The 19,402-nt window shown below is 68.0% G+C and carries 22 protein-coding genes; 16 read left to right on the top strand and 6 right to left on the bottom strand.

Going from position 1 to position 19,402, the window contains the following annotated elements:
* Positions 1 to 1,030 precede the first annotated feature (1,030 nt).
* The 16 genes from GFH49_RS22330 (at position 1,031) to GFH49_RS22255 (ending at position 14,428) form a co-directional block, all read left to right on the top strand.
* A complete protein-coding gene (locus GFH49_RS22330; RefSeq protein ID WP_230396420.1) occupies positions 1,031 to 1,939 on the top strand; it encodes a hypothetical protein in 909 nt (302 codons plus the stop codon).
* Between the two features lie 55 nt (positions 1,940 to 1,994).
* Entirely contained in the window at positions 1,995 to 2,702 is a 708-nt protein-coding gene (gene cpaB / locus GFH49_RS22325) for a Flp pilus assembly protein CpaB (protein ID WP_155057877.1), read from the top strand.
* Positions 2,703 to 2,711: 9 nt separating this feature from the next.
* Positions 2,712 to 3,965: a CpaE/TadZ family protein gene (locus GFH49_RS22320; protein WP_155057876.1), complete on the top strand. Its 1,254-nt coding sequence runs from the start codon at positions 2,712 to 2,714 to the stop codon at positions 3,963 to 3,965.
* 29 nt (positions 3,966 to 3,994) lie between these two features.
* Positions 3,995 to 4,369, top strand: a complete 375-nt coding sequence (locus GFH49_RS22315) for a TadE/TadG family type IV pilus assembly protein (RefSeq protein ID WP_155057875.1) — start codon at positions 3,995 to 3,997, stop codon at positions 4,367 to 4,369.
* A 223-nt stretch (positions 4,370 to 4,592) separates the two neighbouring features.
* A complete protein-coding gene (locus tag GFH49_RS22310) occupies positions 4,593 to 4,940 on the top strand; it encodes a TadE/TadG family type IV pilus assembly protein (RefSeq protein WP_155057883.1) in 348 nt (115 codons plus the stop codon).
* 23 nt (positions 4,941 to 4,963) lie between these two features.
* A complete protein-coding gene (locus GFH49_RS22305; protein WP_155057874.1) occupies positions 4,964 to 6,301 on the top strand; it encodes a TadA family conjugal transfer-associated ATPase in 1,338 nt (445 codons plus the stop codon).
* A gap of 109 nt (positions 6,302 to 6,410) precedes the next feature.
* Positions 6,411 to 7,358 carry a type II secretion system F family protein gene (locus GFH49_RS22300; protein WP_155057873.1) on the top strand — a complete coding sequence of 316 codons (948 nt, stop codon included), beginning with the start codon at positions 6,411 to 6,413 and terminating at the stop codon, positions 7,356 to 7,358.
* A gap of 23 nt (positions 7,359 to 7,381) precedes the next feature.
* The gene (locus tag GFH49_RS22295) at positions 7,382 to 8,269 is read left to right on the top strand and encodes a DUF5936 domain-containing protein (RefSeq protein ID WP_155057872.1); all 888 of its coding nucleotides are present in this window, start codon (positions 7,382 to 7,384) and stop codon (positions 8,267 to 8,269) included.
* A 186-nt stretch (positions 8,270 to 8,455) separates the two neighbouring features.
* Complete coding sequence (locus tag GFH49_RS22290) at positions 8,456 to 8,635, top strand: LuxR C-terminal-related transcriptional regulator (RefSeq protein WP_408055936.1); 180 nt, start codon at positions 8,456 to 8,458, stop codon at positions 8,633 to 8,635.
* Positions 8,636 to 8,804: 169 nt separating this feature from the next.
* Positions 8,805 to 8,960, top strand: coding sequence for a hypothetical protein (locus tag GFH49_RS22285; protein WP_328288288.1), 156 nt, complete (start codon positions 8,805 to 8,807; stop codon positions 8,958 to 8,960).
* Positions 8,957 to 9,580, top strand: a complete 624-nt coding sequence (locus GFH49_RS22280; protein ID WP_408055935.1) for a pilus assembly protein TadG-related protein — start codon at positions 8,957 to 8,959, stop codon at positions 9,578 to 9,580. The genes GFH49_RS22285 and GFH49_RS22280 overlap by 4 nt, the downstream gene beginning before the upstream one ends.
* 16 nt (positions 9,581 to 9,596) lie before the next feature.
* Complete coding sequence (locus GFH49_RS22275) at positions 9,597 to 10,178, top strand: hypothetical protein (RefSeq protein WP_155057870.1); 582 nt, start codon at positions 9,597 to 9,599, stop codon at positions 10,176 to 10,178.
* A gap of 8 nt (positions 10,179 to 10,186) precedes the next feature.
* On the top strand, positions 10,187 to 10,834 hold the full coding sequence (locus GFH49_RS22270; RefSeq protein WP_155057869.1) for an OmpA family protein: 648 nt from the start codon (positions 10,187 to 10,189) through the stop codon (positions 10,832 to 10,834).
* A gap of 232 nt (positions 10,835 to 11,066) precedes the next feature.
* Positions 11,067 to 11,411: a hypothetical protein gene (locus GFH49_RS22265; protein WP_155057868.1), complete on the top strand. Its 345-nt coding sequence runs from the start codon at positions 11,067 to 11,069 to the stop codon at positions 11,409 to 11,411.
* Positions 11,412 to 11,459: 48 nt separating this feature from the next.
* Positions 11,460 to 13,715 carry a hypothetical protein gene (locus GFH49_RS22260; RefSeq protein ID WP_155057867.1) on the top strand — a complete coding sequence of 752 codons (2,256 nt, stop codon included), beginning with the start codon at positions 11,460 to 11,462 and terminating at the stop codon, positions 13,713 to 13,715.
* The gene (locus tag GFH49_RS22255) at positions 13,712 to 14,428 is read left to right on the top strand and encodes a hypothetical protein (RefSeq protein ID WP_155057866.1); all 717 of its coding nucleotides are present in this window, start codon (positions 13,712 to 13,714) and stop codon (positions 14,426 to 14,428) included. The genes GFH49_RS22260 and GFH49_RS22255 overlap by 4 nt, the downstream gene beginning before the upstream one ends.
* 56 nt (positions 14,429 to 14,484) lie before the next feature.
* Here GFH49_RS22255 and GFH49_RS22250 read toward each other — a convergent pair whose 3' ends face one another.
* The 6 genes from GFH49_RS22250 to GFH49_RS22225 form a co-directional block, all read right to left on the bottom strand.
* Positions 14,485 to 15,708, bottom strand: a complete 1,224-nt coding sequence (locus GFH49_RS22250; RefSeq protein ID WP_230396422.1) for a S8 family serine peptidase — start codon at positions 15,706 to 15,708, stop codon at positions 14,485 to 14,487.
* Positions 15,644 to 16,384 carry a class I SAM-dependent methyltransferase gene (locus tag GFH49_RS22245; protein WP_155057864.1) on the bottom strand — a complete coding sequence of 247 codons (741 nt, stop codon included), beginning with the start codon at positions 16,382 to 16,384 and terminating at the stop codon, positions 15,644 to 15,646. The genes GFH49_RS22250 and GFH49_RS22245 overlap by 65 nt, the downstream gene beginning before the upstream one ends.
* 69 nt (positions 16,385 to 16,453) lie before the next feature.
* A complete protein-coding gene (locus GFH49_RS22240; RefSeq protein ID WP_155057863.1) occupies positions 16,454 to 16,990 on the bottom strand; it encodes a hypothetical protein in 537 nt (178 codons plus the stop codon).
* A 99-nt stretch (positions 16,991 to 17,089) separates the two neighbouring features.
* Positions 17,090 to 18,037, bottom strand: coding sequence for a hypothetical protein (locus GFH49_RS22235; protein WP_155057862.1), 948 nt, complete (start codon positions 18,035 to 18,037; stop codon positions 17,090 to 17,092).
* Between the two features lie 17 nt (positions 18,038 to 18,054).
* A complete protein-coding gene (locus tag GFH49_RS41580) occupies positions 18,055 to 18,225 on the bottom strand; it encodes a DUF805 domain-containing protein (protein ID WP_408055937.1) in 171 nt (56 codons plus the stop codon).
* A gap of 238 nt (positions 18,226 to 18,463) precedes the next feature.
* Positions 18,464 to 19,396, bottom strand: a complete 933-nt coding sequence (locus GFH49_RS22225; RefSeq protein ID WP_155057861.1) for a putative endonuclease domain-containing protein — start codon at positions 19,394 to 19,396, stop codon at positions 18,464 to 18,466.
* Positions 19,397 to 19,402: the final 6 nt, after the last annotated feature.

The following is a 19,402-nucleotide window of genomic DNA, read 5'->3' as shown; positions in this document are numbered from 1 at the left end:
CCGGCTCCAGCACGCCGACGCCCCCTCAATCCCCGCTGCCCCACATCTCGCCGACTCGATCATTTGTATCAATTGACGCGTTGTATCCGCCATACGGTTCTGGCCAAAGGTCGCTGGATGGGCCACCCTTGTGGTGGCGCGCAGGCGTGCGGGCGCGGAGTGGCAGGGCCGCTAACGCAGGGTTTCGCCCGAGCCGCAGCAGCCCGGGGCCGATCGGCCAAATGCGCGGTGCAGCCTGGCGTTGGAGAAATTGGGTCACCTCGAACCCGGCTCGCCCGCGCTACCAGCGGGTTGTGATCTGAGCTTGGCCCGGATCTTCCCATTGCTGCTGCCGTCGTACGAGCCGTCCGTCGCCTGGCTGTGCGGCGGCTCCGACATGCTGTCCGGGCCGCCCCGCAGCAGGATTCCGCCTACGGCGTCCCGCTTGATCGAGACGGGGTGCCCGAAGCGTGACTGTTTAAGAGTTTCAGCTGGTTACGGGCAGCATCCAGGGCCGCCCGGTGAAGAGCTCGCGTAGTGCGGTAAGGGTGTTGATGCCGTGTTTTCGCACGGTGGAGGTGTAGGAGCGGATCCGGGCGAAGCGCCTTGCGCCGGTCAGCGTCCGCCAGGATCCGGCCTCAATTCACCATTCCCGCTAGGTCTGGTGACGGAGCGTGAGATCAGAGCCGGAGGGTGCCTCTACCTGGCACTGGCGCCGCGGGACTTCCACCCGGTCCACGACGCGGCGGTACGCGGCGCATATGTATGGGAAGCCGCCGAGCTCGATCGGCGCAGTGGTGTCAGAGGTTCAGGCGGATCTGGGCCGTCCGGAGTTCCGGTCGCGGTTCCGGATAAGGGGGGTTCGTGTGCGCGACCTGCCCCGTTTTGGCAGTCCTTGTGCCGCACCCGTTGCTTCCCAGCTACAGAAACGCTGTTCTCCGGTCAGGAGGGCGTGGTTACAGTGCTTTGGTAGTCACGCTGTGAAGTCGAATCGGTGCGTCGGGGTACCGCCGGCGGGCCGACTTGGGGCGGGTGAACCGGGGAGCTGCATGTGCCAACTGCCATTGCCGTGACCAGTGCCGATCTGGCGCTGCCGCCGCACGACGAGCGCACCGTGCCCGCGGTCGTGCTCCAGGACCTGGACCGGCAGCCGCTGGAGCAGTCGTTGGGCGTCCTGCAGACGCTGATCGACCAGCACGGTCATGTCATCGTCGTGTGCTCACAGGCGGTACCGGCGGCCGTGGTGCAGCGGCTGCACACCGTACGGTCCCTGCTGGAGAGCGACCGGATCGCCCTGTTCCGCCCGGCGCTGCCCCCGCTCGGACTCGCCGTCCTGGCCCGCCAGTTGAGGCAGCTCGCCTCCTGCGACCTCAGCCCCGGCGTGCTCGCCTCCGCCGGTCGGCTGCTCACGCACTACATCCACGCCGGCGCGCTGCTCGGCTCGGTCGCCCGCCTCGACCGGGTTCCCGTCGGTCTGAAGTCGCACGCCAAGTCCTGGGTGCCGGGCAGTCACTTCGGGGTGGTCGCGCACCCCGAGCCGCAGCTGGTGAGGCTCCAGCCCGACGCCGCGCTGACCGGCCCGGAGTTCGCGACCTGGATGCTGTTCGCCAAGGGCCAGCTGCAGTCGGACTGGGTCACGGAGAGCCTGGCCAAGTCCTGGAGGGTGCAGGGGCTGCGGGAGGTCGCGCTGCCCGCCGAGTCCGCGCACTGGTGGGGGACCGGCAAGCTGGTCGAGTTCTGTTCCTACCTGCCCGACCTGTCGGTCCTCTACCAGCTCGTCACCTCGGTGCGGCAGAACGTCTGCCACTGGTGCGGCATCGACGTCATCGGCGACCGCTGTGTCTTCTGCACCGCAACCCCGCCCGTCCTCGACGGCCAGAACGGGAGCCCGCAGCAGATACAGCGGCAGATGCAGAGGCAGATTCAGTACCAGAACCGGAAACAGATAACAGCAGGATGAGCCCGCACCACCCGAGACCGCTCGATCCACACCCCCCGATGAGGTTCCACGGTTTATGAACTCCCGTCAGCGCCGCGGCGTGATACTCCTGCTCCTGTCGGTCCTGTGCGCCCTCGGCGCCTTCGCCGGCGTCCTCTCCGTCGTCAACGACGCGGAGTCCAAGGTCGGCCCCGAGGTCACCGCCTACCGGGTCAAGACGAACGTGCAGCCCTACGAGAGTCTGAGCGCGGGCCAGTTCGAGCGGATCGAGATGCCGGAACGCTGGCTGTCCGGCACCGCCGTCACCGATCTCAGGCAGATCCGGGGCAAGATCGCCGTGACGCCCCTGGAGAAAGGCTCCCTGCTGCAGAGCGACATGATCGTCGACAAGCCCGCCCTGCAGCCCGGGCAGCAGGAGGTGGCCATCATGATCGACGCGGCGACCGGAGTGGCCGGCAAGATCACGCCGAACTCCACCGTCAACGTGTACGCCACCTTCGAGGGCGAGCGTGAGGGCGACCCCGCCCAGTCCAGGATCATCGTCGCCAACGCCAGGGTCCTCGACGTCGGCGACCTCACCCCGCTCGAACCCGACGCGAACGACCGCACCCGGGAGGCCACCGAGGCCGTCCCGATCACCTTCGCACTGTCCACCATCGACGCCCAGCGCATCACGTACGCCGAGTCGTTCGCCCAGCGGGTCCGGCTCGCGCTGGTCGCGCCCGGCAGCGACGCCACGGTCCCCGAGTCGGACCGGACGTACGAACTCGCGCAGGACCAGTGAGAGGCCCGCATGCCCACGAGGATCCTCCCGGCGGTCGGCGACCCGGACGCGGTCCGGTCCCTCACCACCCTGCTCAGCCAGCTCCCGGACGCCGAACCGGTCGCCCCGGTGGCCGACTCCACCCAGCTCCTCGACACCCTCGCCCGGCTCGCCGCCGAGTCGGTCGACGAACTGCCCGAGGTCGTCGTCGTCCACGAACGCATCGGCCCGGTACCCGCCCTGGAGCTGATCCGCGACGTCGCCCTGCGCTTCCCTGCCGTCGGCGTCATCCTGGTCACCTCCGACGCCGGCCCCGGCCTCTTCCAGGCCGCCATGGACTACGGCGCCCGGGGCCTGGTGGCCCTGCCGCTGAGCTACGAGGAACTGGCCAGCCGCGTCCAGGCGGTCGCCCAGTGGTCCACCGGCGTACGGCGCCATCTGGGCGGCGCGGTCGACGTGTTCACCGGCGTGGGCGGCACGGTGATCACGGTGAGCGGCGCCAAGGGCGGAGTGGGGGCGACCCTGACGGCGATCCAACTCGCCCTCGCCACACAGGCGTCGGGCCGCACGGCAGCCTTGGTCGACATGGACCTCCAGGCCGGCGACATCGCCTCCTACCTGGACATCCAGTTCCGCCGCTCCGTCGTCGACCTCGCCACCATCACCGACATCTCCCCGCGCGTCCTCGCCGACGCCGTCTTCCGCCACGACACCGGCGTCGCGCTGCTGCTCGCCCCCGGCGAGGGCGAACGCGGCGAGGAGGTCACCGACCGCGCCGCCCGCCAGATCGTCGGCGCCCTGCGCTCCCGCTACGAGGTCGTCGTCATCGACTGCGGCGCCCAGATGAGCGGCGCGAGCGCGGCGGCGGTCGAGATGGCGGACACGGCTCTGCTGGTCACCACGCCGGACGTGGTCTCCGTCCGCGGCGCCAAGCGCACCGTCCGCATGTGGGACCGGCTCCAGATCCGCAAGGCCGAGGAGACCACGGTCGTCGTCAACCGCCACACCCGCGGTACGGAGATCCAGCCCCCGCTGATCCAGAAGATCACCGGCACGGCGGTGGCCGCCACGACTGTCCCCGCCAACTTCAAGGAACTCCACGCCGCCGTCGACGCCGGCCGCGTCCACGAACTCGACGGCAGGAGCACGGTCAAGCAGGCGCTGTGGGCGCTCGCGGGCGAACTCGGGCTGGCGAACGTCCCCGAAGGCGACCGGCGGGGTGGGCGGTTGAGGGGCGACCGGGGCGCGGTGAGCTTCCGGAGGCGGAGGGACGGAGGGGGATGACGGGATGAAGGACGGAGGGGGATGACGGGATGAGGGGCAGAGCGCGGGACGAGGGTCAGGTCACCATCGAGTTCCTCGGCATGACCCCGCTGATCATCCTCACGCTGGTGCTGATGTGGCAGTTCGTGCTGCTGGGGTACACGTACACGCTCGCGGGGAATGCTGCGGACGAGGCGGTGCGGGCGGGGACGGCGTCGGAGGGACAGGCGGCCTGCGAGGAGGCGGGGCGCCGGAACCTCCCGAGCGCGTGGCAGGGGGGTGCGACCGTGTCGTGCAGCGCGAGCGGCGGCTATGTCACGGCCGACGTGCACCTTGAGGTGCCCGTCCTCTTCCCGGGCTCGATCGGCTTCCCGTTCACGGTCGACGGGCATGCGGGGGCCGTGCAGGAGGAGAAGGAGGACTGAGATGTCGTACCGACTCTTCCACGGCCGAAACGACTGCGACCGTGACCACGATCGTATGCGTGACCGCGACCGCCAGCGTGTCGGTATGCGTGACCGTGACCGTGACCGCGACCCCGACCGCCACTGCGACCGTATGAGCGACCGCGGCTGGATCCGCGACCGCGGCTGGATCCGCGACCACGGCCGGGTCCGCGACCGTATCCGCATCCGCGACCGGGTTCGCATGCGCGGCCGGGTCCGCGACCGCGGCCAAGTCGCCATCGAATACCTCGGCTTCATCCCGATCCTGCTCCTCGTCGCGCTGGCGGGGGTGCAGGTCGGGTTGATCGCCTACGCCGCGCAGCAGGCGGGGACGGCGGCCCGGGCGGGGGCCCGGGCGGCTTCGCTCGACTCCGGCGCTGCCCAGAGCGGCTGCGCGAACGCGATCAGCGACTGGTTGTCCGTCTCGTGTTCCGAGGGGCGCGGCGGCGACGAGGTCACCGTGACCGCCACGGTCGAGATCCCGTCGCTCGTCCCCGGCTGGGACTTCGACCCGGCCACCAAGACCGCCACCATGCCGCTAGACCACTGATAGACCACTGAACGAGGTATCCCATGAGCCTGCGGTCCCGCATCAACACCCCGGAGGAGAACGGCAGCCGGGGCGAGGACGGGCACCTCGTCGCCTCGTACCGGTCCAAGCTGCTGGAGGAGATCGACCTCGCGGAGATGAGTTCGCTGGCGGCGGCCGAGCGCCGGGCCCGCCTGGAGCGCGTTCTCGGCCACATCATCAGCCGTGAGGGCCCGGTGCTGTCGACGGTCGAGCGCTCGCAGCTGATCCGCCGGGTGGTCGACGAGGCACTGGGGCTCGGCATCCTGGAGCCGCTGCTGGAGGACGCGTCGATCACCGAGATCATGGTGAACGGCCCGGACGCGATCTTCGTAGAACGCGGCGGCCGGGTCGAGCAGTTGCCGCTCCGCTTCCCCTCCCACGACCAGCTGATGCAGACGATCGAACGGATCGTGTCCACGGTCAACCGGCGCGTGGACGAGTCGAACCCGATGGTCGACGCGCGCCTGCCGTCCGGCGAGCGCGTGAACGTGATCATCCCGCCGCTGTCGCTGACCGGCGCCACGCTCACCATCCGCCGCTTCCCGCGCTCCTTCACGCTCCAGGAGCTGGTCGGCTTCGGCTCGCTGGACGAGCACATGGTGTACCTGCTGGCGGGGCTGGTGCAGGCACGCTGCAACATCATCGTGTCGGGGGCGACCGGCACCGGAAAGACAACGCTCCTCAACGCCCTGTCGGGCCTGATCCCCGCGAGCGAGCGCATCATCACCATCGAGGACTCGGCGGAGCTCCAGCTCCAGCAGTCCCATGTGATCCGCCTGGAGTCCCGTCCGCCGAACGTGGAGGGCCAGGGGCAGGTCAGCATCCGTGATCTGGTGCGCAACTCCCTCCGGATGCGCCCGGACCGCATCGTCGTCGGTGAGGTCCGCGGCGGCGAGTCCCTGGACATGCTCCAGGCGATGTCGACGGGCCACGACGGCTCGCTCGCGACGGTCCACGCCAACAGCGCGGAGGACGCGCTGATGCGCCTGCAGACCCTCGCCTCCATGTCGGACGTCGAAGTCCCCTTCGTGGCACTGCACGACCAGATCAACAGCGCGGTCGACGTCATCCTCCAGCTCACCCGCTTCCCGGACGGCGCCCGCCGCGTCACCGAGATCGCGGTGCTCGACAGCCACGGGGGCGAGCCGTACCGCATCGCGACCGTGGCGCGCTTCGAAGCGCAGCCGATGACCCACGACGGCCGGGTCCACGGCAGCTACGCCCACTTCCCGCTCCCGCGCCGCACCGCCGACCGCCTCTACATGGCGAGCCAGCCCATCCCCCAGGCCTACGGCGTCGCCCACACCCCAGCCCAGCTGTCCACCCGAGAAGCCAGGTAGGACGATCCCCATGGAAGCCAGGTAGGACGATCCCCATGGAAGCCAGGTAGGACCACCCTGATGGAAGCCAAGTAGGACACCCCGATGGAAGCCAGGTAGGACCACCCCGATGGAACTCGACACCCTAGTCACGCTCACCACCGGCATCACCCTGCTGACCTGCGTCCTCTTCGTGGTGGGCCTGCACTCCTACGCGGCGGGCAGGGCCCAGCGGGCCGCCCTGGTGGAGCGTTTGGCGTCGGCCGGCCAACTCCCCGCCGCCATGGGCCGCCGGCGCCGCTTCCGCAATCTGGACCGCCGGCTGCGCCGTACGAAGGTGGGCAAGGATCTGGAGCTCCGGCTGGCGGCGACGGGCCTGGACGTCACCCCGGGCGAGTTCTTCGCCTACATGCTCGGGACGGTCGCGGGCCTGTGGCTGATCGGCCAGGCGACCCTGGCGCCCTTCTTCGGTCCGCTCGCCGGTGCGCTGGGCATCTGGGTGGCGATCCAGTTCCTCAACTGGCAGCGGCAGAAGCGGATCGAGAAGTTCATCAACCAGCTGCCCGAACTGGCCCGCATCCTGGCGAACGCCACGCACGCGGGACTCGCGCTGCGTACGGCGATCGGGATGGCGGCGGAGGAGCTGGAGGCACCGGCGGGGGAGGAACTGGCCAAGGTGGCCAACCAGTTGGCGGTGGGCGCGTCGATGGACGACGCGCTGGGCGAGCTGGCGGAACGGTTGCCGTCGCGGGAGCTGGTGGTGCTGGTGACGACCCTCGTGCTGTCGAACCGGGCGGGCGGGCAGGTGGTGACCGCGCTGCGGAATCTGACGGAGACGCTGGAGGAGCGCAAGGAGACCCGCCGGGAGATCCGCACCCAGCTGTCCCAGGTCACCATGACGTCGTACGCCGTCCCCGTGCTGGGCGTGGGCTCGCTGCTCCTGATGGACGGGGTGAGGGAGGGCGCCTTGGAGCGCATGACGGGCTCGCCGGCGGGGCAAGGGGCGGTGATCGTCGCCTTCGCGCTGTACGCGATCGGCTTCGTCATGATCCGCCGTTTGTCGCGGATCGACGTCTGAGGCGGGGGAGGGGAACGAGGAACATGGCACTCCTGCTCGCACTGCTGATGGGCCTCAGCGTCTGGGGCATCTTCGCCGGCGTCCGCATGTACCGCGCGGACGCCAAACTCCCCGGCGACCTGGTGCTGGCCCTGGAGGTGGGCGCGACCCGGACGGGCGCGGTCGACTCCCTGATCGACCGCATGGGCATGCGGTACGCGCCCGCGGTCCTCCGGCTGATGGGCCCGAAGCAGGTCGCCAAGTACCGCCGCAGGATCGACCTGGCGGGAAACCCGGGCGGCCTGACCATCGACCGCTACGCCGCACGCCGCGCGGTGTACGGCGCGCTGGGCGGCGTGGGCTGCCTGGTGTTCGTGGCGCGGGGCCAGTACCCGGTGGCGCTGCTGCTGCTCGCCTTCGGGGCGTTCTGGACGGAGGTGGGCATCTGGTCGGCGATGCGCATCCGCAAGGACGTGATCGAGCGGACGCTGCCCGACTTCCTGGACGTACTGGCGGTGGTGGTCAGCGCGGGCCTGGGTTTCCGCCAGGCCCTGGACCGGGTCTCTACGAGGTACGAGGGCCCCTGGGCGGACGAACTCCGCATCACCCTCCGCCAGATGGACCTCGGCATGAGCCGTCGCCAGGCCTTCGGGGAACTACGCCGGCGCAACGACTCCGAACAGGTCGCGATGTTCGTGACGGCCTTGCAGCAGGGGGAGGAGCTGGGCGCCCCCATCGTCGACACGCTGGTCGCCCTGGCCAAGGACATGCGCCGCACCGACGCGCAGAACGCCCGCCGCAAGGCCGCGCGAGCGGTCCCGAGGGCCACCTTGGTGATCACCACCTTCATGGTGCCGGCCACGATGATCCTGCTCGTGGCGGGACTGTTGCTGGGGTCGGGGACGGACTTCGGGACCATTACGGGGGAGTAGGAGGTAAGGGCCGAGACTTCACACCCACACCCACGGCGGCAGCGCCCGTGATCGCTCAAGCAAACAGCGAACTTTCAAACCCTGCAAGGAATTTCCCCCAATGTCTTTCGCAGATGCAACTGATGTGGAACAGTTATGGTCGTGCCGGTCGCGGTTCCGGCCGAGAGCAGGAGGGAGGCAGAGATCGTGGACCTCGTCGCATCGGGCATGAATAACCACCACATCGCCTCCACCTGCTTCATCGGCGAGAAGATGGTCAAGAACTACATCAACCAGTTATTAGCCAAACTTCACAGCGCCAGCCGCCCGAAGGCCGCCGTGAAGTGGCCGGGTACGGCGCTGAGTTCCGCGACAGGACTGAGGTGACCTGTGGTGACGTCTGGGGGAAACGGTCAGGGGGACAGCCAGGGGAACAGCCGGGGAAACAACAAGGTCCGTACCGGGGCCCGGATTTGGCCTCCGGGACCCTCTGCAACACCGGGTGTTCCTGCGTACACTCCGAGTGCTGGAGGCGATGACACCGGAGGGGTGCGGCATGCGGATGCGCGACAACGACAAGGGGCAGACTGCGGTCGAGTACCTGGGGATCATCGCGGTGGTTGTGGCGATTGTGTTGGCGATCACTGGGACGGACATCGGCGAGACGATCTACGAGGCGATCGTGGACCAGATCGACGCGCTTATCAGTTGATCCAGGGCCGCAATGGCGGCGATGCAGGGCAGGCTTTCCCCATCTACATCACGGTGGTGGCGGGCCTGCTCTTTCTCGCGTTCGCATGGCTTGCGGTCGGCCAGGCCGCGGCGAATCGGAACGGTGCACAGACGGCCGCCGACGCGGCAGCGCTCGCGGCAGCGCTCGACACCCGTGACCAGCTCACGGACGAGTGGCTGGACAACGTACTCGACCCGACTCAGTGGCAGCGGATCTTCGACGGCGAGGACGTTCTCTTCGACGGGTGCGAGCGGGCTTACCAGTTGGCGGCGCAGAATGACGCAACGGTGACGAATTGTGGGGGAGTACCCGGGATTCCCCCGGGTTACGACGTCACTGTCGAGGCCGCAGAGCCCGTCGGTGACTCCATCGTCCCCGGCACCGAGGACATGTACTCGACATCGACCGCGACCGCAGTGATCGAGGCGCGGTGCGAGTTCGAGCCTTTGGGTGAGGATGCTGGGGACGACGTATTGCCGGAGCTCACCTGCGAGGACGGCGGTATCTGGGATCTGAACCCTGACGATCTCGACGATCTCCCGGGCCCCGAGGACCTCTTCGACGTCCATCTGGTCGACGGGCAAGCGAATGACGAATGACGAAGGAAGCAGAGCGATGAGCATTCGGATCACTGCGAAGGCCCGTAGGGGGATGGTCGCGTTGGCGCTTGCGGCCGGTCTGGCCGTCGGGGTGTCCGGCTGCGGCGGTGGTGGCGACGACGAGAAGCCGGAGGCGTCCGCATCGACTTCGGCCTCCGAGGACCGTGGGTCCAACCCGAGTGCTCAAGAGGGGACTACAGAGCCCCTGGCCGAACTCAAGGGCGAGAGCGGTCTGATCCTCACGATTGACACTGCGGCACGTGACGCAGGTGGATTCGTGACAATAAGCGGCGAGATCAAGAATGACGGCGCCGAGGCGACGCGCGTCCCGATCCAGGCGCGGGGTGATGAGACCGAGATCATCCGGCACGGTGAATCGCTGGGCGGGGCTACTCTCGTGGACTCCGTCACCAAGAAGCGGTACTACGTGCTGCGCGATACGGACGGTCGCCCTCTGACGACTACAGACATGCCGCGGATTGAGCCAGGCGAATCCGTTCCCGTCTTCATGCAGTTCCCGGCACCACCCGCGGACACGACCGAGGTGGCGTTCCAACTGCCGACGTTCGCCTCCGCCACCATCCAGATCTCCGGGTGAGGCAGACGATGACCGCCACGTCAACGTGGAGCGTGCGTCCCCGGGTTGCCCTGACCGTGACTGCCACCTCGGTCATGCTGGCCACCACCCTGCTCGCCCCCACCGACGCCCGCGCCGCCGACGGCCCCAGCGTCCCTCCGGGTACCGAACCCTCCGCTTCAGCCCCCGTGGAGGTCGACCCCAACGACCCCGACCTCAAACTCCCCGAGGGAGCGACGCTCGCCGAACCGAAGGTCCTGGACATCAAGCAGGTCGTAGAAGACCAGACAGGCGACGAACGCCGGGAAGACACCAACGCGGACGTGAAGTTCGCGCTCCAGGCGGAGGTCCTGTTCCCGAAGGACAGCTCACGACTGACGGGCGAAGCACGCTCCCGTATAGCGGCGATCGCGGACGAGATCAAGACCCAGGACGCGACACGGGTCCGCGTCTTCGGCTTCACCGACAACCTCGGCTCCTCTGCCCACGGCGACGTCCTCTCCAAAGAGCGCGCCAATGCCGTACAGGAAGTCCTGGACGAGGAGTTGAACGACCCCGACATCACCTTCGAGGTCCGCGGCTACGGCGAGCAGTACCCGATCGCCTCGAACGCCACGGAGGAGAGCCGCAGGAAGAACCGCAGGGTGGAGGTGACGTTCCCGCGAACCGGGAACTGACGGCGACGGGAAGTGTGCGTCCGAACTGCGCCGGAAGGCAGGGCTGACGCAGCGGGACATGGATTGGCGACGACGCCCGTAGTCGCCTTGGGCTGGGGGTTCTGATCTCGATCTGTACCGCGCTGATCGGTGTGACATGTCCCTGCCGCGGGCGCACCCACCTGTCAATTAGCATATCTAAACGCCCGGGGGGCACCGAAGACTCCCGGCAACACACGTTACGGGGGCGGCGATGGCAGGCACGACTCATGTCGACGACACGGAGCAGTTGCTGACGGCCAGCCGCGGCTGCTCTGAGCTGGCCTCGCTGGTTCGGGTCGCGGGTGACTTCCCGCGCAGCGACCTGGATGAGGCAGCCCGTAGCCTGTCCGGTGCCAACTGGGACGGCCAGCTCGGCGACGCTCTGAAGTACCTGGCGACCCGATGGATGGACCACCAGTGCGAAGCGCTGCACGCCACCTACCGCGGCCTCGGGGAGAAGACCTGGGACACGTGGTCCGCCTACACAGGTGTCGAGCGCACCAACACCGCGACGTTCAGCGACGCGCACGCTGACATCCGCGCCACTTTCGGCTGACGCACGCGAAGCCGACGTCGACCAGTCGCAACCAGCGGGGACACCACGATGACGATCACCTACTCCCAGCTCGACCACCTCAGCCTGGCCCGCCTCGACCACGCCGTCACCGCGTGGAAGGAAGTCGTGCGGAAGATGAGGGAGGTGGACGACTCCCACGGGCCCAAGGCGCAGAAGCCCTTCGAGGCCGCGGGATGGACCACCACTGGGGTGAGCACAGATACGGCCGAGATAGCCCACAAGCAGATCAAGGATGCCGGGCACGAGGCCGATGCCGCCTTGCAGCAGGCACGCGCGATCGAGAAGGTCCTCACGGAGACCCGTGACAACCTCAAGGCCCAGCAGAAGCGGCTCCACGACTACGTACAAGAGACGACCGCGGGTGGGAAGGTCCGGATCTCCGACCAGGGCAAGGCCACCTTCACCGACTCCGTGCTGGACGACCCCAAGCTCCAGGGGCAGCCCGGCTACGGCCAGGCCGTGGCTGCCGAGCAGCGCCGCATCGACGAGATCGAGGGCGAGATACGCAAGATCCTGAAGACAGTCACGGAGATCGACGACAGCGCCGCCGCTGCCCTGCGCTACAACGTCGGCAACGACAAGCGCAGCTTCAACGAGCACGCCACGGGCAACACGGAAAAGGCCGAGGACCGCTACGACTCCGCCCGCGCGGTTCAACTCGCCCAGAAGGGCGAGGACATGAGCAACAGCGAGCTCAAGGAGTTCAACGGCCTCCTCAAGGAGCACAAGAGGGACCCCGAGTTCGCGGAGCGGTTCGCCACCCGCATGGGCGCTCGCGGGACTCTGGAGTTCTGGGAGGCCATGAACCTCCACGGCGCCCCGGCCCCCGAGGGCGCCCGCAAGGAGCTCTTGGAACAGACCCGCAGCCAGCTCGGTGCGACCCTCGGCACCGCCACCCACTCCGACAGCAAGGCGATGCAGGAGTGGAAGAACGACGTGATCGCCGCCGGCCCCTACGCGCTCGATCACGATCTCAACAAGCCCAGGGGATTCCAGGTGATGTCGGACCTGATGAACTCGGGCCGTTACGACAACGCGTTCCTCAAGGACTACGGGAACGCCCTGATCGACTACGAGAAGGACGCCACCAAAAACGGTGACTCCCTGAGCGAGGAGTACCTCGGCAAGACCATCCCCGGCAGCGGCCTTGACGGCGGCGACATCGATCTCACCAACAACTGGGGCACCGACCCCATGACCGGCTACATGAACGCCCTCGGCCACAACCACCAGGCGTCCACCGAGTTCTTCTCCGACAAGGGCAACTTCGACTACGTGGTGGGCGGCGAAGGCGTCAAGGGTGCCCGCGACTGGCCCGAGGACGCCTACCCCCAGTACGAGAACGGCAACTCCCGTGGCTACAACGCCCTCGGCCACGCCCTGGAGTCCGCCACCACGGGGCGCGACTACGGCGCCGCCACACCCGAACTCCACCGGGGTGAGGACGAACGCGCCGTCATGCAGCGGGTCATGGAGCGCTACGGGAATCCCGAAATGGAGCTGATGGACAAGCAGACGGGCATCTCCGACAGCATGGGGCGCATCGGCGCCGCCTACATCGACGACCTCAACTACGGAATTTCGGGACTGGATGCCTCCGACCAACGTGATCGGGGTATGGAGGAGTTGTTCGGCGCCAAGCACGAGAACCGGATCGAGCCGGTGACGGCCCAGCAGTTCGTCCGTGAACTCGGCAACGACGAGACCTCGCACGGCATCATGTCCCAGGCCCAGCAGGCGTTCACCACCAGCCGTATCCAGGCCCACGAAGGCACCGCTGAAGCGTACCGGGCCGCCGAGTGGGGGATGACGATGCACGGTGCCCTCGATGAGGCGCGTGCCGAACAGATCGGCCGCGAATACCGCGAGGGTGACGAGGACTACAACCACGAACTCGCGAAGGCCGCAGCCTGGAAGCAAGCGGGAATCTCCGTCGCCGTGGGCGGTGCCACAACCGGGGTCGAAGCAGCTGCCACCATCCTGGCCCCACAAACTGCGCCCATCATCATTCCCCTCGCCGAGGCGGCCGGTACAGCTGTGGAAACCGGCCTGGGTAACGAGATTGCCGACTCCCTCAGGGAAGACGAGCGGGACAGCACAGGCAAGGCCATCAACAGCATCGATGAATTCGACTACGAATCCAAGAAAATGGCCAGGACGGGCATCGATAACTACATGGACAGCCAAGGTGTCACGGGTCCGTCGCGGGATGCCCGGAACACGGCACTCGAGGAGGCATACGCCCGGGGAAGCCGCGACACAGACACGGACAACTCCCGATGACCCCAAAGCCCCACCGTCAACAAGCCACGGTCGTGATGCTGCTGCTTGCAGTCCTCATCACCGCCTGCACTGCTTCACCGGATGAGCCTAAACCTGTCCCCATCAAGCCGGTCGCGGCGGACGACATCTGTGGCGGCATGTTCGGCAGCGGCACAGGGCGAGACCTTCAGCAGCTGCTCGTTGGCCGGAAGGAGTTCTATCCGCGTACGCGTTCTGAGGGGACACGAGTCGAGCGGGTCGCAGAACAGATGCGTAAGGAAGCCCCGGGCAGCAGCAAGCCGAACTACACGAGAGCCTCCTCTGTGTGTTCCTTCCTGCTGTGCAAGGAAGATGCGCGAACGCCCTGCGGAGGCCAAAGGGACATCGACTTCTACTTCGGCTGGACCCGGCACCCGTACTTCACCGAAGAGGAGAAGTCTGAAACCCTCAATTTCACCGTAGGCGATGCGGAGATGACGCGCGCTGTGGACGACCTCCGGCGTGCAACAGCACGCTTCGCGTGCAGGCTTCCGAGCGGCGACGAGGGTGCCGTACAAGGCTACTTTGAGGGGTATTGGGACAACCACCTCGACGACGTAAGCGAGCAGAGCAATGCTCGGCTCAGAGTGCTGCTCTCGGCCGCATCCAAGGTAAGCAAGTCCTTGGGCTGCACGAACAGTCCTCGCCTCTCGCCCGCTGACGTCGAGGAGTCTCACCAGGATGAGACCTCTTGACCATGGTTTCGTGAGAGCGGGACGGACGGGTTCGCCGCTCCTTGTGCGGCTCTCTACTACTGGTACGGATAGCGGTCGGGCGGCGGCTGTTGCTGGTGCGGAGCGGAACCGAGGTAGGAACTCGGCGGATAACTTCCGTATCCGGCCTGTTGATTGAACGAGTTCTGTTCTGCCACCCGACGGCGCTTCGCGCGCCGGACCAAAAGCAGGGGAACCCCGATCACGATGAGCCCGCCGAGGGCTGCCAGCGTGCTGAGCGCGATGACCGAGTTGGTGGTCAGGCCGCTGCCCGAGTCATTGGACGCGGAGGCCGGTGCCGTGCTGTCCGTGGAATCGGACTCGGGCATGGTGAGGGGGCCGTTCTTTGAGCCGGCCGGGATGTTCTCCTCAAGGGCGGCGAGGGGGCGGATGTAGCCGTAGCCGTACTTCTCGTCGGGGAGCTTCACGCCCTCGGCTGAGGCTGGGAGGCCGGCCGTCTTGGTGAGGCGGTTGACGATCTGGCCTGCGGTGAGGTCGGGGAACTTCTCGCGGAGTAGGGCGCAGGCGGCGGAGACGTAGGCGGTGGCGTCGGAGGTACCGCTGCCCCCGCCGTAGCCGTCGGAGTCCGTGCTTGCGGAGACGATGTTGTCGCCGGGGGCCGTCAGCAGGAGGTTCGCAGAGGAGTTGGACTTCTCCCAGATCTCGTTGGACTCCTTGATAGCGCCGACGCTCACCACGCCCAGGTAGCTGGCCGGGTAGCCGTTGGCCTCGGTGTTGCGTTCCCCGTCGTTGCCCGACGCCGCCACGACGACCACATTGTGTTCAATCGCGTACCCGATCGCCTGTTGCTCCTCGCCGCCGGAGGTTGGGGGGCTTCCACCCTGTGAGATATCGGTGGCAACTGACCGCGCTTGCGGGCGGGCGGAGCGGCAGGGCCACCACCTCAGGTTTCCGCCCCGGTCGCAGCAGCGCGGTGTCGAACGACCAAAATACGCGGTGCAGCCCCGGCAATTGGAGAATTTGGGCCACCCCTGACCCGACTCGCCCGCGCTGCCTGCGGGTTTGTGAGCTGCTCTTGGCCCAGATCTCCCAATTGCTGCTGCTTCTGCCGAACGGAACCGGGAAGTTGTGGCGCATCCGGGTGCTCGGCCCGCCGAAGCTCGCGGCCGATAGGGCCTCCGACGCGCTGTCCGTGCCGCTGCCCAGCAGGATTCCGCCCGCGGCGACCCTGCCGGTCTACAGGTCGGCTGCGAGGAGCCGGTAGCCGACGTCGAGGCTTTCGTGGTCGAGCAGGTCGGCATGGCGTTCGTGCCACATGCCGGAAGACAGGTCGTCGGAAAGCCGGGCAAGTCCCGGTCGGAGGAGCCTTTCGCCGGTCTGGGCGAGCATCGAAATGCCGGCCCGCACCTGCGGATCGAGGTATGCCTCGGGGCGGCGCCAGAAGGCGGCGCCGAAACCGTCGGTGCAGTCGTGCGGGATCGGGACCGTGTCGATGCGGGTGCCTCCCAACAGCGCAGCCAGCCGGTCGACTGCGACGGCCCGTGTGTCGTCGAACCTGGCCGCCTCGGGCAGGTACTCGTCCAGCAGCCAGAATCGCCGGAAGACGACCGGATCCCAGGTGAAGATCACGACGCGTCGGCGAGCGACCCGGAGCAGTTCTTCGATGCCGGTTTCCAGGTCGGTCCAGTGGTGCACGGTCAGGAGGGCCATCACCGCGTCGGCCGCATCGTCGGCCAGAGGGATCGCCTCTGCGGATGCCTGCACGGCCTGGGCGGATCCGGCCGCACGTTGGGCGATCATCACCGCGCTGGGTTCGACAGCCAGTGTCGTCTGCGGTGGTTCGTATGAGCCTGTGCCGGCTCCCACGTTGATCACCGTGGCAGCGTCACCGAGCGCCTCGTGGATCTTGACAGCGATCCGGGGGTCCGGTCGCCGGGTACCACCGTAAGTCGCGCCGATGCTGTCATAAATCGCCATGGCAGACAGTGTGGCGCGTTTCGAACGCCCTTCGTCCGCCCGGCACGTCAGTCGCACGCGTGTCGCACGTCAGTCTTCGTCCGACCTCGACAGTGCTTCGCTGATCATTCGCGTGGCGAAGTCGGGATCGTCGGTGATGCGGTTGATGTGCTCCGCGAGCAGGAAGGCGGTGACTTCCAGGGGGTTCATCTCCTCCTTGGTCCAGTCTCCGTACTGTTTGCGCCACAGGTTGGGGCTCAGGCCGGTGCCTGCGGCGATCACCAGGCCGGCCATGGTGGGGATGGCCTCGGGGCGGACACTCTTGGGCATCATGCGCATCGTGGCCACGAGGTTGGGCACCACGTACTCGATGGCGTCCTTGTCCTGGCTCTCGTGGGCCTTCCGCAGCCAGGTCATGAACATGAAGATGAGGGTGCATGCGCCGTCCAGCAGGTCATCGGCTCCCTCGGGGCCGAGTGACGCGGTCAACTGGTCGATCAGCGCCTGTTGTTCGGGGTCGATCTCGGTCTTGCCGCCGTGGATGCTCTTGAGGCGGGAGTCGATCATCATGAGCGCTGCACCCACATCACCGACGGGAGCGTGCTGGGGGTCGCAGGGCGATGGCACAGGTTCCTCCACGGGGGGCTGTGGTGGGCAGCTCGGCGTGTCCGTACGGGTACGGTAGACGGCCGGTGAGGCGGGGCTGGTGGTTTTCCGGTTTCGCTCCTACTTCGTACTGAAGTTCAGTACGGCGCCGTCCTTGTTGACCGCGGTGGCGTTGACGTCGGTCGTCTTGCCGCCGGCAGTGGAGAACCCGCCTCCACCGCCGGCGCCGAACGACATCATGCCCACGAATCCCGAGGCATTGGTGTTCGTGAGGGTGACCGTGGCGTCCTCCACGGTCACGTGCAGATTCCAGTCGCCGACGACGAAGTCCACCGGCTCGGTGACGAGGATTTCGCAGGTCCCGTCCTCACAGGCTGCGGTGTTCTTGCCGTCCTCGGCCTCAGGCAGCGGGCCGGTCGTGGCCGGGCTCGGGGACGGGCTTGAGGACGTGGACTCGGAGGCGCTGGGTGACGGCTCGGCGGGCGGGACGCAGCGGGGCGCGAGCCTGTGGGCTGTCTGGAGCCTCGACTCCCCGGCAACCACGGCCGACAGTCCGGGTTTCGGCATCTCCAGGGCCTCGACCAGCCCGGCCACGCGCTCGGCCCGGTCGACCTTCTCCTTCTCGGAGAGGTCGTAGAGGGTCATGAAGTCGGACAGTTCGGTGACCTCCGCGGCGGCCTTGCCGACGTCCTCGGCCAGGCGGTCGTGCAGCCGGTCCGCGGCGGCGATGCCCGTCTTCCGTACGCTGTCGAGCTCCTCCACGAGCGTGTCGAGGGACGACGAGGTGTCCGACAGATAGCTGTCCGCCGCCATGTCGACCGGCCAGATCGCGTCTTCGGGTGGATCCGTGACGTCCCCGATGCCCTCGGCGCTCTCCTTCTTCAACGCCTCGAAACCGTCGGTGGACTCACACATCCCGTCGGCCCAGACGACGAGCGCCCGGCTCGACACCGGGCTCGCCGACGGCTCGGCCCCCGAGGAGTCCGTGCCCTCCTCCGACGAACAACCGCCGACGGCCAGTACGGCCCCGACCACCACCACCGCGACGCGCTTCACCGGTGCGGCCATGTCCATCTCCCTGTCTCTCACCAATTCGCCTTCGTGCCCGGCGGCAGGCCGTGCCCCTTGGTCTTCGGGTCGCCGCGTTCGCACCGAAGCCCGAGGACCACGATGAGCCGGGCCAACGGGATCCAGGCCGAGAACCACGCCCAGCCGCTCCGGCCGCAGTCGTGCATCCTGCGGAGTCGGAACGGGATGCCCGGCCCTCCCAGGAGAAGGTCTGTCGTCGACTTCGACGAGCACGCTAAGCAGTCCCCCCTGGGACCCCTCCCGACATCGGGCGGTCAGGGAAGGGAACAGGCATACGGCGCCCACCCCTGCCACGTTCACGACGGCGGCCCCCGCGCTCGCGAGTGACCGGAACCCACAGGTGACCGGAGGAGCGTGTGACGGTATGCCGGTGTGAACCGCCCGGCACGCCGGCTGTCTTGCTGCTCACGACGCCCGTCGATGGCCGGTGCCCATCGCCCGCCGGATCGTGGCGATCATCGTCGCCGGAGAATGGAACACTTCCTCCGCGGTGAACCGCAGAGCGATCCGTACCTCGGCGCACTGCTGGAGTTCATTGAAGCGGGCGATGTCGCGGCGGTGGTCCTCGCGGCGGCCGTGGTATGCGAACCCTTCGATCTCCACGGCGACACCCTGCGCCCGAAACAGGAAGTCGGGGCGCAGGAGCCGTCCGGCGGGGGTGACCAGTTCGGCCTGCGTCTCGGGATGCAGGCCGGCGTCATACATCCGCAGCCGGGCGACCGTCTCCGCCGGCGACCCGGCGGCGGAATCGGCGAGCGCCAGCCAGTCGCGGGCCCGGACGGCACCGCGTGACCGGCCGGAGAGGGCTGAGGCGATCGCGTCGAGGCGGGTCAGTGGCCCCCTGCGGACGCGCCGGTCACCCACCGTCACCGTGCGGTACGAGAGCGCGGAGTCGACGGCCACCAGGGCCTCGTCCCGAGGCCCGGAGAGCAGCAGGTCGGCCAGAGTGCGGTCAACCCCGGTGACGCGCAGCCCGCCGTACGAGGCCATGCCGACGACGTCCTCGGCGCGCAGCGCTCCGCGGCGCACGCGCACCCCCTTGCGCTGCCGGAACCCGCCCAGATCGGTGAACTCGGCCTCGACCTCCAGGAGTTCTATCCGCCACAACCACGCCGCAGCCCGGTGACTGACCACGAGTTCCGGCGCGGCCAGCTGCACCGCCCGTAGCCGCATCGGGAAGTCCGGCCGGGTACCCGGCTCCGCCCACACGCCCCCGCCGAGGGGCACCCACCCCTTCTCTCTCAGACGCCGGAACACGGAGGCCCGTGCCCACCCCGCATCCACGGCCCCCGCCACCGACAGCAGCCCACCCACAGCCACATCCCGCAACTCGCGCATCCCCCC

Source organism: Streptomyces blattellae, assembly GCF_009709555.1.
In the GTDB taxonomy this organism is placed as follows: Bacteria; Actinomycetota; Actinomycetes; order Streptomycetales; family Streptomycetaceae; genus Streptomyces; species Streptomyces blattellae.
Note: the sequence above shows the minus strand (reverse complement) of the source record. Positions and strands in the feature narration are given on the sequence as shown.